The following is a 13,869-nucleotide window of genomic DNA, read 5'->3' as shown; positions in this document are numbered from 1 at the left end:
CCATCTAATCAATCTACAAACCAAACGACCATGATTCATAATACTGCAACTATTAATCTTAAATCAGTGAACACAACCCACGACAAAGAAGGTTCCTTGATTGCTTTTGGGATTGCTGAATTCTACTACCGTTCCAAGGAAGGAGTCGTTACTGACGAGATACCATTCCGTTCCAAGGGCGCACCTGCTGTCCTCATCAACGAACAGGGGGAAGGCGTACATGGTACAGCAGAAGGATATCTTGATTTAGTAGTGGATAACAGGGGTGAGTACAAAGAAAAGATTGCCACATTCGTAATTAGAAACTTTATCTCAGCACAACCGATTAACGAACTCACCCAAGTTAGCAAAAATTCTCACTCGCCCGAAACTCCCGATTTTGCCAAGGAACTACTCGAAGATAACGTTACTTCGACAAATGAAGACCTAGACGAAGAACCCCCATTTTAGAACCAACTAACTGAATAATGCTAGTCCAGACAGGTTTACTGGTTTGAACTAGCGTTATTTTTTTTCAAAAATCCAAAATAAAAATCCACTGTTTGGTAGAATCGCTGACATGGGTTCACAAAATCGCTTCATTAATATATGTCATCAACCAAAATAATTGCCACTTTCAATCAGTCAGGCGGTGCAGCTAAGACAACTATTACACACAATCTTGGATACCACCTTGCTAAAAAACACCGTGTACTGCTTGTGGATATGGACCCACAAGCATCGCTAACAGCTTTTATGGGATTAGGGGAAGTCAAACTGCAAACTGAACAAACTATTTATGGTGCGATCGCTGAAGAAACTCCCCTGTATATATGGGAAAAACCTATTCACGGGATGCACATTGTACCAACAAATATCCAATTGGCAGGTACGGAGCAAAAAATTTTTCATGACTTGACCATCGACAACCGCCAACGGCTCAAGTTTGTGCTATCAAATGTACTTGACCAGTATGATTATATTTTGATTGATTGCCCGCCTTCTTTAGGAATCCTAAGCATTATGAGCTTAGTCGCTGCTTCACACGTTATTATTCCTGTTGAAACGCAATATAAGTGCTATCTTGGCACCAACCAACTGCTAGAAACAATTGCCCGACTCAAAAAAGGAGGACACCAGAAATTACAAATTGCCTGTATAATTCCAACCAAATACGATAATCGTAATCTTCAAGACACAGGAATACTGGAAGAAATTAAACAACAGGTTGAAGGACGGATACACGTTACTGCCCCCATTCCTAAATCAACAGCTTTTCCTGACGCAACCCAAGCACATCTACCACTTGCACTCCACAAGAAAAACCACCCCGCAGTTAGCATACTCGAAGAAATTACAAAATATATTACTCAACTGTCAGTAACTCAGGGACAAAGCCACTGAGCTTGTAAGAGAAATCAAGCAAGCTGTACTGACCAGTCTAAGTCTTAACTGACTACGTTTTTTGAGTCACGACACCGGAGAATGCGAAGCTAGTTTTCCGCTCTGTCATTTGCAATTAAACAGTTTTAAAGTCACTGAAACAGTGTTGCAAGTGTAAAAAGCTCTTAAAACATTGACGAAGCTAACATTACCCGAAAGGAGGGACTAATGTCCAAAGTATTTGTTTTAGATACCGAAAAAAGACCCTTAGACCCAATTCATTCGGCGCAAGCTAGACAGTTATTACGAAACAAAAAAGCAGCCGTTTATCGTCGGTTCCCGTTCACAATTATTCTGAAAGAATCTAGAGCAGATGCATCTGTATCTGACTTGAGAATTAAGCTAGACCCTGGAGCTAAAATAACGGGAATAGCATTAGTCAATGATTCCACAGGTGAAGTAGTTTTTGCTGCTGATTTAAAGCACAGAGGCTTCGCTATCATAGATGCTTTGATTTCCAGAAGGCAACTAAGACGTAGTAGGAGGAATCGCAAAACACGATACAGAAAACCCAGATTTCTCAACAGAACTAGACCAGAAGGATGGTTAGCTCCTAGCCTTATGAGCCAGGTTCACAATGTTGAAACATGGGTAAACAGATTACGCAAATTCGCACCAATCACAGCGATTAGTACCGAATTAGTCAAGTTTGATATGCAATTAATGCGTAATCCTGAAATCGAAGGTAAGGAATATCAACAAGGTACGTTAGCTGGATATGAAACCAGAGAATTTCTTCTAGAAAAATGGAACAGACAATGCGCCTATTGTGGTATCAAAGATATACCTTTACAGATTGAACACATTCACCCACGCTCAAAGGGAGGTTCTAATTCAATCACTAACCTTACTTTGAGTTGCGAAAAATGTAACGTCAAAAAAGGGACTAAAGATATTAAAGACTTTCTCAAAAAAGATCCCACTAGATTACAGAAAATTTTGGCACAAGCCAAGAAACCATTAGCTGACGCAGCAGCAGTCAATGCCACTAGATACAAACTTCTAGAGGTTTTAAAATCAACTGACTTACCCGTTGAGTGTGGTTCTGGTGGATTAACGAAGTTCAACAGAACTAATCAACAATTACAAAAAACTCATTGGTTAGACGCTGCTTGTGTTGGTCAATCAACTCCAATATTAATTATCAAAGGTATCAAACCGTTGTTAATTACCGCTAATGGGCACGGAACAAGGCAGATGTGTAGAACTGACAAATTTGGATTTCCTAATAGATATGTTCCCAAACTGAAATTTATCAAAGGTTTTCAGACAGGTGATATTGTTAAAGCTGTTGTCACCAATGGAAAAAAAATTGGTGAATACATTGGACGTGTAGCTGTACGTTCTACAGGTAGCTTTAATATCTCTGCTCAGAGAGGATTGATTCAAGGAATAAACTATAAGTTCTGTAAATCAATTCACAAAAAAGATGGTTACAGTTATTCAAGTTAAAAAGACCTCAGCGAATAAATTCGCTCCCGTCGCTTTCCTCTCAGGGCTAAAGCCTCTGAGTTTCCCGCTTACTGAGGATTTTGTATGAGCCAAAAACGCGAACTAGAAAAACTTACTGGACTGGATAATTTATTTGGAGATGAAGAAGAACAATCTTTATCTGATTCCACTTTACCTTTATCTCAAATCATCCTTCCGCCGAGTCAGCCTCGTCGCTATTTTGACCCTGTAAAACTCAAATCGCTCGCTGACAGCATTAGGGAAGTAGGGTTACTAGAACCCATAGTCGTTAGAAAGATTGAGGAAGATAAGTATGAGCTGATCGCTGGTGAACGCCGTCTCAAAGCTTGTGAAATTGCAGGACTTGAGGAAATCCTTGTAGTCATTATTGAATGCGACGAAAAAAAAGCTCGTAAACTCCGCTTAGTTGAAAACCTCCAAAGGGAAGACCTCAACGCTTACGAAGAAACTATCGGAATTCTCGAATTACTAGCCGAAGAACTCGATGTTGACCAAGAGACAGTGGTCAAACTGCTCTATGACATGAATAACGAAAGCAAAGGTAATTCTAACCATAACGTTATGGTTAGTGATGAAGGACGAATCATACAAGATGTATTCTTGAGGTTAGGAAAAATTACTTGGCAGTCATTTGTAGCCAATCGTCTTCCTTTACTCAAACTCCATTTAGATATCCAAACTGCATTGCAGAAAGGCGAAATTGAATATACAAAAGCTAAGGAAATCAACCGGATAAAAAATGATGATGAAAGGCAGGAAGTTTTAAATAAAGCGATCGCAGAAGGTTTATCACTATCTGAAATTAGGATTCTAGTAGGAAATATTCTTCAGCAACAGTCAGAAAATAAGCCATCATCTCATAACCAAGAGCAAAAAGAAAAAGCTGACAAAATATACAAAGCACTTAGAAAAAGTAAAATTTGGAATGATGAGAAAAAGCTAAAAAAAATTAATAAGCTTTTTGCTCAAATTGAAGCACTTCTAGAAGAAGAAAACAAAGATGATCCTTCTTTACAGCAAGGTAGTCTAGTCTCGGAGAACTCTTTGTCAAAGGTAGTGGATGGCTAGAAGTCAACTCATACATTAAGTCATCATTACAGAGTATATTAACTTAGGATTTCTACATAGCCATCCGTTCCATCAACCCGAATTCTCTGTCCGTCATCAATCAGTTTGGTAGCATTATCCACTCCAACAACTGCTGGTAATCCATATTCACGTGCGATAACTGCTCCATGTGTCATTAGTCCACCAACTTCGGTGACTAAACCTTTTATGGATACAAACAATGGTGTCCAGCTAGGGTCAGTAAAGGAGGTGACTAATATATCTCCATCTTCTAGATCAGCATCTTCCATGTTTAAGATGACACGCGCTCGTCCCTCTATAATTCCAGAAGAAACAGGTAGACCTACAATAGCTTCGGCTGGGAGATTTTCTCGTTTGTACTTACCCGCAATGATTTCACCGTCAGAGGTAATAACACGTGGGGGAGTTAGTTTTTCATATAATTTGTAATCGTCTTTTCGTTTGCTGATGATCTGGTAATCCAGTTTATTTGTGCATACGACTTCGTGAAGTTCTTCAAAAGTGAGATAGTATATATCTTCTTTTTCATTAATAACGTTGGCTTTTACGAGTTGTTCGGCTTCTTTGAGTAAAGCTTTCTTATAAACAAAGTAGCGATTAACTATGCCGTATTTTGGATATTCTCGATAACCAGCGAAATTCCGGATTAAGCCGATCATTCGTTTTGTCTGTTCGACCTTTTGTTCACCATCCGGTAATTGCTCCAATCGCTCTAATAACTCTTGTTCTTTTTTCAAAGCTGACTGTCGCCCTTGCTCAAATTTGCGATCGCTGGCATTAGGCTCAAAGTTTTTGATGTGACTGAGAATCATGGGGACAAGTGTAGCTGGGTTTTCACTCCAACGAGTTTTAGTAATATCGATTTCTCCGGCACATCGCATTCCGTATTTCTTGAGATAAGCAGAGATAGCGTCTTGGGTTTCCTTTCCTCCATTAAACTTAACCAATTCATCCAAAAAGCTATCATCTTTTACCTGTTGTAAATAATCAATTACTTCAGGATAAGGACGAATCACATCTGCGACATCCAATAATTCCAGTCCCATTTCGGAAGTAATATTGTTGGGTACAGATTGAGAAAGCGTGTCTGCTACGTTTTTTTCATCTAACCACTCCTGCATTTTTTCATTGATCCACGATGAAGCATTCATAGCAGTCATAATCACACCAAAACTTTGTGGATCGGATAAACTCTTCTTTAATTGCTGGATACCTTCCAGAATAAAATCAATCAGAGCCGCTCCTGATTTCGTCTGGATGTTCTGTTTTAACTCGTCTATCGATGTTTGACTACGCCCAATCAAATCGGGAACGATCGCCGGATCGTATTCAGTCAGCGTTTGAAAATCCAAAGACGATACACCCTTATTGGTGTTACCGGAACTTTGTTCTTGCTTGTCATCTGGTAACAATTTTATGAAATCTCCCCGATCTAGTATGGTCATAAGTGCGTCCCTTATAAGCGGATCGGATTTTCCCAAAACATCTACCACAATTGTTCTTCTCACAGGTGAAGCCAGATCCTGTGTAATATCAACAAACAACCGTCCACCAGCTTTATGCATGGGTCGAGCAGCTGTTAACTGGAATAAAGACAATCCTAATGGTTTGATGGGGTCAGTCATCATTTGTTGATGACCAACAGATACATAAACGTGATTTTCCCGATCATTTGCTTCAGGAATAGGATATAAAGTCGTGATGGGGCGACTCTGGACAATATGAAATGTGTCATCAACCAAACACCATTCGATGTCCTGGGGGTGTCCGAAATGTGCTTCAATCTTCCTACCGATGCCCTCAAGCTGCAAAATCTGCTCGTCTGTCAGTGCTTGCCTGTTCTGGCGTTCAGGCTCAATCTCCTGTTCTTTCATACCGCCATCTTTTAAGGCGTAAATAGCTAGTTTTTTGGTGGGTATCTTCTTATCGATCACCTTGCCGTTACACACTTTATAGATATCAGCATTCACAAGGCCTCTGACCATAGCCTCACCAAGTCCGAAGCCCGCATCAATGGATAACACCTTCCGATTAGAAGTGACGGGATCGGCAGTAAACAAAATTCCTGCCACCTGCGGAAAGACCATCTTTTGAACAACCACAGACAGGTGGACTTTGCGGTGGTCGAAGCCATTTTGAAGGCGGTAAATTACTGCCCTCTCGGTAAATAGCGATGCCCAGCACTTGCTGATATGCTTTAAAATTGCCTCCGTTCCGATAATATTCAAATACGTATCCTGCTGACCTGCAAAAGAGGCTGTCGGTAAATCCTCAGCAGTTGCGCTGGATCGTACTGCATAGGCATTTTTTTCTCCAAGCCTGGAGAGAAGGCGCGCGATCTCTTCATTAATGTCTTGAGGGATGGTTATCCCTTCGATGAAAGAGCGAATCTCACCGCTAAGTTCACTGATTTTATCCCGGTCTTCCACCAATAGATGCGATAACTGGTCGAGTAATTCGTTAATCGACGACGTTTTCCCAATTATTCTTTTAAAAGCTTCAGTAGAAATACAAAAGCCATCTGGTACAAGTATTCCTTCAATCTTGGTAAGTTCCCCCAGGTTCGTGCCTTTACCCCCAACAAGCTTGAGTTTTGTTTTGTCAATATCTTGAAAACAAAGGACAAATGAACTCATCAGTTTTCCTCCTTTGGCAATTCATACTTTGGTAATTTTGACTGCATCACAACCTCTAGAATCTCGACGGTCGGTGTGCATGGGCGTTTTTGTGCGGCGATCAGCTATGCTGGACGCTCTGCGCCATCGCTCACTAGCTGCCGCTACCGCGATGCGATCGTGTTTTGTTGGATGCCAATCTGCTCGGTTCAGGCAATAAACAAAACAGACGTACTTTTCGGTGGTCGCCCTGTGAGATGATATATGATAACCAAATGCAAGCCACCCATCCCCAATCCAGTCCTTCCTGTTTCCAGTGACGTGGCAAATGTTGGTTGAGGATTTGTGGTAGTCCCATTTTTTTCATCACCTCTAGCAACAGAACCACATCGTCGATTCGTTCTGAGATGATTTGTTGGGGTAAATGTGCCATTTCTCACACTTACCATTAAACTGTTACACCCTGCACAACTTTCTTCCTAGCACAAAGGCGGCGGGAAACGATCACCTACGGTGGGCGGAACGCCATCGCCTGTTTTGATACTCTACTCTTATTTCATCTATTTCACCAAACTCATCACCCATTACGCGAACGGTGAGTATGTACACTTGACTACTAAAATTTTACGTGGCTGTAAAAAACTCGTTTGACATTCTCCGCCGCAGTCACGTAGAACACCACGATCGCCCCCAGAACTAGCATAAAACTCAACGACAAAGGTTGAAATCCGAATAGGCTTGCCAACGGTGTCCAAGGAATAATTATTGTTGCTCCGATAGTCGCTAGCGTTGCCATCAACAAGTATTTTCCTGGCTTACTGTTGAAAATGGATTGGCGAGTACGAACGACTAGCACAACCAGCGATGCAGAAATAACAGACTCCAAAAACCAGCCTGTTCTAAACTGTTCTTCTTGAGCGTGCAGCAGCAACAGCAGCGCCCCAAAGGTGAGGTAATCAAATACTGAACTCAACAAACCAAAGATGATCATAAAGTTGCGGATAAACTTGATATCCATCCGACGAGGTTTGTTGACTAACTCCCTGTCTACCCGATCTGTGGCGATCGTCAATTCTGGGAAATCGGTGAGGAGGTTCGTCAGCAAAATCTGACTGGGTAGTAGCGGCAAAAAGGGCAGAAACAGAGAAATTCCCGCCATACTAAACATATTGCCAAAATTGGCGCTAGTTGCCATAAATACATACTTTAAAGTGTTGGCAAATGTAATCCGTCCTTCCTTTACACCTTCGACGAGAACATTTAAATCCTTTGCCATCAACACAATATCAGCAGCTTCTTTAGCGACATCAACTGCACTCTCAACGGAAATGCCAACATCAGCCGCATGAAGCGCAGAAGCATCGTTAATGCCATCTCCCAGATATCCAACTACATTCCCTGCTTTTTTGAGGGCGATAATAATCCGCTCTTTTTGGTTTGGCTCTACCTCAGCAAAGACATTTGTTTGCTGTACTCGATGTATCAAAGCTTCATCACTGAGCTTGTCTAGTTCGGAACCTGTCAACGCCTTGGGTTCAGGCAATCCTACCTGCTCAATGATACTCATCGCCACTGCCTTGCTATCTCCGGTAATCATCTTCGGGGTGATTCCTAGCAGTTCCAACTCTTTGAGGGTGTCAGCAATGCCAGCTTTTGGCGGATCGAACAGAGCAAGGTAGCCGAGAAATGTCATGTTCGTTTCATCGTCTTTACTGAAAGAATCTCGATTAAAATCACGATAGGCCACACCCAAGGCTCTAAATCCCTTTTTTCCCAAGTCTTCAGCCTGTTGGTGTAGTTTTTGTTGCTGATCTGCAATGTCAATAGTTTTCCCCTCAACAGTCTCAACATTTGAGCAAACATCCAAAATATTTTTCAGTGCGCCTTTCGTGATAATTAAATGCGTATTTTCTGTCTTGGAAAATTGCTCTACTTGGGCAGACCCCAAGACCGCATTTTCCGCTTTTTTGAATAGAATACTTAAACGTTTGCGGTTAAAGTCATAAGGCACTTCATCTAGCTTTTGATAGCCAGAAATATCGAAGGTTTTGTGTTGGCGAATCGCTGCATCGATGGGATTGACATAACCTGACTCAAATGCGGCATTCAAATAAGCGTAAAGCAGAACGCGATCGCTTTCTTGACCCTCTACATCAACAGCAGCGTGAATTTTCACCTCTCCTTCCGTTAGCGTCCCCGTTTTATCGGTGCAAAACACATTCATGCTGCCAAAATTTTCAATTGCAGGTAAGCGCTTTACAATCACCTGCTTTTTCGCCATTTTCTTGGCACCACGAGCCAGGTTAACGCTAACGATCGCCGGTAGCAGTTGGGGAGTCAAACCAACTGCCAGCGCCAGCGAAAACAGAAAGGATTCCAGTACTGGGCGGTGGAGGTAGACGTTGGCGACAAAAATTAGCACTACCAAAATCAGCGTTACTTCCATGAGAAAGTAGCCAAACTTGCCCAGTCCCCTTTCAAATTCCGTTTCGCTCGGTCTGAGTTTCAGGCGTTCCGATACTTTGCCAAATTCAGTTTCTTTTCCGGTATGAATTACTACTGCTTTCGCAGTTCCACTTATAACATTAGTTCCCATATAGAGGGAATTGGTGCGTTGGGCCAGTCCAGTTTCAGCAGGCAATACGCCACTGAGCTTGTCAACCGGATAGGTTTCGCCTGTGAGTGCTGCCTCATCCACCGATAAATCTTTCGACTCTAAAACTAGACAGTCGCCCGGAATATTTTTACCTGCACTCAGCAACACAATGTCGCCCCTGACTATTTCCTCAGTGGGGATTTCTTGAGATTGACCATCCCTTAAAACAGTTGCTTTAACTTGCACTAATGCCAATAGTTTTTCGACGGCGTTCGAGGCTCCTCGCTCTTGCCAAAATCCTAATAACCCACTAATGAAGACAATCGCCAAAATGATTATGGCATCTGCCGGATCTTTCAGAAAAATCGATAGCACCGCCGCAAAAATCAGAATCAAGATAATCGGACTCTTGAACTGATTGAGCAACAGCATCCATGCGCTCGATTTGTGTTTTTGTTTGAGGCTGTTTGCGCCGAACTCGCTTAGGCGTTGTTTGGCATCTTGACGGCTTAACCCTGCGGTTGTAGAGTGCATCTGCTGAAGCACCTGATCGCTGGATAAGCTCCAAAACGTGGAGAGTTGGGGAAGGTAAATCAAAGATTTTCTGGGGTAGGTTTTCTTGATTTGGATTGAATAGCTCGTTGGGGTCGATTGAGAAACTTTAACTGTTCAAACCAAAGTAGAGCGATCACCCCACCGACCAAACAAATTGCCAGGTCGATTGGGTGTAAGAAGGAGAAACTAAACAATTGACGCAAGAAGGGAACATACAACACGAACGCGAGAAAAACCAGTCCCCCACCAATCACCCACCAAAGGGCATTATTGGGAGATTTCAGTATTTTGAGGCTGAGGCGAGATGAAGAACTTTCGCTCAAAATTAGTCCTAAATTTGCCAAAATTAACGTCGTAAAAGTTAAAGCACGGGCATCAAGTTCGCCTTGTCTGCGATATAGTGCAACCACAAAGATGACGAGAGCGATCGCTAAAATCCCTACCCCTTGTAGCACTGCCAAAGCCAAAGTCTTCTTACCAAATAATGGTTCTTTGGGGTTGCGGGGAGGACGCTGCATCACCGTTGCTTCTGCGGGTTCGGCTTCTAAAACAATTGAGCAAGCTGGATCAATAATTAAATGTAGAAAGGCAACGTGAACGGGAAGTAATACTAACGGCAACTTAAACAACACTGGAATTAAAGACATCCCAGCAATGGGAATGTGAATCGCTAGCAAATATGCCATTGCTTTGCGGAGATTATCAAAAATGCGCCGTCCCATTTTTACCGCTTGCACAATGGACGAAAAATCATCATCTAATAACACTAAAGCCGCCGACTCACGAGCCACATCTGTACCTCGCTGTCCCATCGCAATCCCAATTTGGGCAGATTTGAGCGCAGGGGCATCATTCACACCATCCCCAGTCATGGCGACGACTTCACCCTGGGATTTCAAAGCATTAACTAACCGCAGTTTTTGTTCGGGAACAGCGCGTGCAAAGATGTTTGTACTTTGAATGCGCTCCTGGAGTTCAAGGTCACTCATGAGATCCAATTCTGCTCCCGTCAAAATAGCTCCCATTTGCATCAATCCAATCTGACGGGCAATAGTTTGAGCCGTTCCTGGATAATCACCCGTAATCATCACCACTCGAATACCGGCGGTGTAACATTCTTGAATCGCTGCCGCCACATTTGGGCGCACTGGATCAGACAGTCCCACTAATCCGAGAAATTGAAAAGGAAAGTCATGTTGCTCGTCGGGTAAATGATGCGGATTGAGCGAGGGATGAGGTGGTAAAAATGGGGGCGGTGCATCAACAAGAGAGGCTTTGGCAACGCCTAATACACGCAATCCTTGATCTGCCATTTCACTGATTTGGGCTGCAAGAATTTTCTGCTGTTGGGGGGTGAAATGACAGAGATCCGCGATCACTTCCGGCGCTCCTTTGGCAGCAATTTCATACTGTTGTCCATCGGCTGACTGCCAAACGTGAGACATTGCCAATAGCTGCGGTGAGAGCGGATATTCTCGTAACAGTATCCAATCGTTATGCAGATGTTCAGTATGTGCGAGATAGCGATCTCCCAATTCCTTAAATGCTTTCTCCATTGGATCAAAGGGATCTCGCTGACTGGCCAGAATGCAAAACTCGACTAATTGATGAAATGCTTCGGGGAGCAACTCGCGTAAATGCAATTCCAAATTATATGGATGAGGATTTTCTGCCTGGTTGTATGCGAATAGCTGTTGTACAGCCATCTGATTTAAAGTCAGCGTCCCAGTTTTATCCACACACAGAACTGTTGCAGAACCCAAGGTTTCCACGGCGGAAGCACGACGAGCTAATACGTGTTTCTGAGAAATGCGCCATGCTCCCAAGGCTAAGAAAATCGTCACGACAACCGGAAATTCATTCGGCAAAATTGCCATCGCTAGGGTGATACCTGCGAGAAATCCTTTGAGCTAATCTCCTCGCGTGATTCCATAAATCACGACGATCGCCACACACAACAATAAAGCGATACCAAATAAGCGACTCACCAACCGAGTCATTTCCTGTTGTAGGGGAGTCGGTTCTGGCTTGACTTTTTGTAAAGCCTTACCAATCTTGCCCATCTCCGTTTGAGCGCCCACAACTTGGACTTGAGCAATTCCCTGTCCTTGAACTACTAAGGTGCCAGAATACACAAACGGCAACTCATCGCCCCCTGGACGCGCCATTTCCACGGTACCGGCGGCAGCAATTTTACGGACTGGTAGGGATTCCCCGGTTAATAATGACTCATCGGTTGAAAAATTTGTGCAAGATAACACCATTGCATCGGCAGAAACGCGATCGCCTTCTGCTAAAACTAAGATATCTCCCCTAACAACTTCTCGCCCCGCAATCCGTTTTCGCTCACCATCCCGAATCACCAAGGCGCGAGGACTGGAAAGATCGCGCAAGGCTTCTAGGGCGTGTTCGGTTTTACCTTCCTGGTAAAGGCTAATTCCTGTGATGAAGAAGACAAAACCCAGTAAAATTAGGGATTCCTGTAGGTCGCCTAAAATCCAATAGATGATACCACCACCGACCAGCAACAGGAAGATCGGATCTTGAACGGTTTCCCAAGCGAACGATAAAATAGTGCGAGAGCGAGCCGAGGGGAGTTCATTGTAGCCTTCATCTTTGAGCCGAGCGATCGCCTCTTGCTCAGATAAGCCAGCTACAGTATTGATATCGACCGTCGAAACCATAATTCTGCTTTTTCCTATGAAACATCAAAAACAGTATTGCGGTTCTTAGCGACTGCTAATTCCATTAGTGGTTCTTCCACTTATTTCACTCTTATGGATGCGGTAGATGGCGATCGCTTCTGAACGTCCCTCAGCATCAATCCAAGTTCGATTGATGGCAGGTGACAGCGTTGTATTGCGCTCTTTGATCAAGTTCATTGCGCGATCAATGTCTGGTTGTTCGGTGAGGCGTGAGGCTCGACCATTCACAATTATGCTACGCCAATGCAGAGGCCCGTTAATTTCTTCCACCTGTAGGCAGATTTCTGGATTCGCATCTATGTCATGAGTTTTCATCCCAACTGTTGTAAACAGGTAGATGTCCTCTTCTTCGAGATAATAATACATTGGTATCACGTAGGGTTTACCTTCATGTATACAGCCCAGATGACCATATCCTACTTTGTGTAGCAGTTCATGTATTTCTTTTAAACTCATTTCATCAATATCTAACATGACTGTTTTTCTCAATATTTAATTAATTGGTTTATCGTTCGGATAATTTGATTTTATTGTCCCAACTTACTTTCTGTTGATTAACTCTCAATGTCTGCACAAATTACTGATTAATAACCTGATTTCCCAATAAAATATAAAACAGCAAATATTTCTTCTATCTTGCTAGGTAAATAAGTTAATTTTTATCTAATCCTTTTGAATATTTTATTAAGAATTGTATATTTTATCCAGAACTAAAACACTCAATCAAACATGATATTTGACAGCAAAAGTTTATACTTATTAAGGAATATATTGCTCATCGCTTATTTAAATCAGTAGATGAGTTAAGGTCACTGCTAGATAAGCTATTGCATCAAGGTGAGTTAGTTATTAAGTGGCATCGGAAAATCAAACATAAAGGTAATTTTAGCTATATTGCAGCTTAAATGCTGATTAGCTTAGTAGCAGAGGCGTTAGCATTCATTTCCAATTTAAGATTGTTATTTTTTACGCGGACTTACGTCCAAATAAAGAAGAGAAAGCACTATAGCTAACGCTCAAATCCTTAAAAAGTAACTCTCACATAGGAGATAAAAATTATGGCGACTAGAACCAAAAAAGTTAGTTTAATTGATGACAACGCAATGGGTATTTACAAAATTGCTGACTACAACGAGCGTAAGTTTAAAGCAGTCTACTACGGGCTACAAGAAACCTGGGGTAAAACTATTCAAGCGCAGTCACAGACTAACTGGAATAAAACACAATGGGATACTTTTAAAGCCAGATTTATTGCTACATTCGGCTCAGTCGAAAACCCCAAATATAGTGTACAACAAATGGTTGACTATTCCATTAAGCACTTCAACAAAGGCTTAGAAGAATTACTCGAAGTCAACAAACGTACTTGGCTACAACGCGAACGTTTATTAGCAAAATAATCAAAAATCATCTA

10 protein-coding genes and 2 pseudogenes are annotated in these 13,869 nt (G+C 42.3%); 6 read left to right on the top strand and 6 right to left on the bottom strand.

Annotated features, from left to right (window positions below; all coding sequences use genetic code 11):
- The first annotated feature begins 30 nt into the window (after nucleotides 1-30).
- From H6G74_RS23615 to H6G74_RS23600, 4 genes are all read left to right on the top strand, one after another.
- Complete coding sequence (locus tag H6G74_RS23615) at nucleotides 31-450, top strand: hypothetical protein (protein WP_103125688.1); 420 nt, start codon at nucleotides 31-33, stop codon at nucleotides 448-450.
- 138 nt (nucleotides 451-588) lie between these two features.
- Nucleotides 589-1,383: a ParA family protein gene (locus H6G74_RS23610; RefSeq protein WP_190570473.1), complete on the top strand. Its 795-nt coding sequence runs from the start codon at nucleotides 589-591 to the stop codon at nucleotides 1,381-1,383.
- A 207-nt stretch (nucleotides 1,384-1,590) separates the two neighbouring features.
- Nucleotides 1,591-2,874: an RNA-guided endonuclease IscB gene (gene iscB, locus H6G74_RS23605; protein ID WP_190969970.1), complete on the top strand. Its 1,284-nt coding sequence runs from the start codon at nucleotides 1,591-1,593 to the stop codon at nucleotides 2,872-2,874.
- A gap of 84 nt (nucleotides 2,875-2,958) precedes the next feature.
- The gene (locus H6G74_RS23600; RefSeq protein ID WP_190969969.1) at nucleotides 2,959-3,963 is read left to right on the top strand and encodes a ParB/RepB/Spo0J family partition protein; all 1,005 of its coding nucleotides are present in this window, start codon (nucleotides 2,959-2,961) and stop codon (nucleotides 3,961-3,963) included.
- A gap of 38 nt (nucleotides 3,964-4,001) precedes the next feature.
- On the opposite strand, the gene ppsA is transcribed toward H6G74_RS23600, so the two are convergent.
- The 6 genes and pseudogenes from ppsA to H6G74_RS23575 form a co-directional block, all read right to left on the bottom strand.
- Nucleotides 4,002-6,620 carry a phosphoenolpyruvate synthase gene (gene ppsA, locus H6G74_RS23595; protein ID WP_190969968.1) on the bottom strand — a complete coding sequence of 873 codons (2,619 nt, stop codon included), beginning with the start codon at nucleotides 6,618-6,620 and terminating at the stop codon, nucleotides 4,002-4,004.
- Nucleotides 6,621-6,825: 205 nt separating this feature from the next.
- A pseudogene (locus H6G74_RS23590) lies at nucleotides 6,826-7,032 on the bottom strand (hypothetical protein); the annotation flags it as partial.
- A gap of 183 nt (nucleotides 7,033-7,215) precedes the next feature.
- Nucleotides 7,216-9,792 (bottom strand): magnesium-translocating P-type ATPase, encoded by a 2,577-nt coding sequence (mgtA, locus tag H6G74_RS23585; RefSeq protein WP_277927179.1) that lies wholly within the window; start codon nucleotides 9,790-9,792, stop codon nucleotides 7,216-7,218.
- Nucleotides 9,789-11,627: a cation-translocating P-type ATPase gene (locus H6G74_RS23580; RefSeq protein ID WP_242051335.1), complete on the bottom strand. Its 1,839-nt coding sequence runs from the start codon at nucleotides 11,625-11,627 to the stop codon at nucleotides 9,789-9,791. The genes mgtA and H6G74_RS23580 overlap by 4 nt, the downstream gene beginning before the upstream one ends.
- A gap of 33 nt (nucleotides 11,628-11,660) precedes the next feature.
- Nucleotides 11,661-12,434: a P-type ATPase gene (locus H6G74_RS31370; protein WP_242051334.1), complete on the bottom strand. Its 774-nt coding sequence runs from the start codon at nucleotides 12,432-12,434 to the stop codon at nucleotides 11,661-11,663.
- Between the two features lie 45 nt (nucleotides 12,435-12,479).
- Nucleotides 12,480-12,929 carry a pyridoxamine 5'-phosphate oxidase family protein gene (locus tag H6G74_RS23575; protein ID WP_190969966.1) on the bottom strand — a complete coding sequence of 150 codons (450 nt, stop codon included), beginning with the start codon at nucleotides 12,927-12,929 and terminating at the stop codon, nucleotides 12,480-12,482.
- A 287-nt stretch (nucleotides 12,930-13,216) separates the two neighbouring features.
- On the opposite strand from H6G74_RS23575, the pseudogene H6G74_RS23570 reads away from it, so the two are divergent.
- Both H6G74_RS23570 and H6G74_RS23565 read left to right on the top strand, forming a co-directional pair.
- Nucleotides 13,217-13,360: pseudogene (locus H6G74_RS23570) on the top strand (IS630 family transposase); the annotation flags it as partial.
- Nucleotides 13,361-13,513: 153 nt separating this feature from the next.
- Nucleotides 13,514-13,855 (top strand): hypothetical protein, encoded by a 342-nt coding sequence (locus tag H6G74_RS23565; protein ID WP_185564191.1) that lies wholly within the window; start codon nucleotides 13,514-13,516, stop codon nucleotides 13,853-13,855.
- The last annotated feature ends 14 nt before the right edge of the window (nucleotides 13,856-13,869 follow it).

Source organism: Nostoc spongiaeforme FACHB-130, from assembly GCF_014698475.1.
Taxonomy (GTDB): Bacteria; Cyanobacteriota; Cyanobacteriia; order Cyanobacteriales; family Nostocaceae; genus Nostoc_B; species Nostoc_B spongiaeforme.
The sequence above is the reverse complement of the archived record's forward strand: the minus strand, read 5'-3'. Positions and strand labels throughout refer to the sequence as shown.

What these genes read in the sequence shown, in the direction of transcription:
- H6G74_RS23615 (WP_103125688.1), top strand. Translation starts at nt 31, where the DNA reads ATGATTCATAATACTGCAACTATTAATCTTAAATCAGTGAACACAACC.
- H6G74_RS23610 (WP_190570473.1), top strand. Translation starts at nt 589, where the DNA reads ATGTCATCAACCAAAATAATTGCCACTTTCAATCAGTCAGGCGGTGCA.
- iscB (WP_190969970.1), top strand. Translation starts at nt 1,591, where the DNA reads ATGTCCAAAGTATTTGTTTTAGATACCGAAAAAAGACCCTTAGACCCA.
- H6G74_RS23600 (WP_190969969.1), top strand. Translation starts at nt 2,959, where the DNA reads ATGAGCCAAAAACGCGAACTAGAAAAACTTACTGGACTGGATAATTTA.
- ppsA (WP_190969968.1), bottom strand. Translation starts at nt 6,620, where the DNA reads ATGAGTTCATTTGTCCTTTGTTTTCAAGATATTGACAAAACAAAACTC.
- H6G74_RS23580 (WP_242051335.1), bottom strand. Translation starts at nt 11,627, where the DNA reads ATGGCAATTTTGCCGAATGAATTTCCGGTTGTCGTGACGATTTTCTTA.
- H6G74_RS31370 (WP_242051334.1), bottom strand. Translation starts at nt 12,434, where the DNA reads ATGGTTTCGACGGTCGATATCAATACTGTAGCTGGCTTATCTGAGCAA.
- H6G74_RS23575 (WP_190969966.1), bottom strand. Translation starts at nt 12,929, where the DNA reads ATGTTAGATATTGATGAAATGAGTTTAAAAGAAATACATGAACTGCTA.
- H6G74_RS23565 (WP_185564191.1), top strand. Translation starts at nt 13,514, where the DNA reads ATGGCGACTAGAACCAAAAAAGTTAGTTTAATTGATGACAACGCAATG.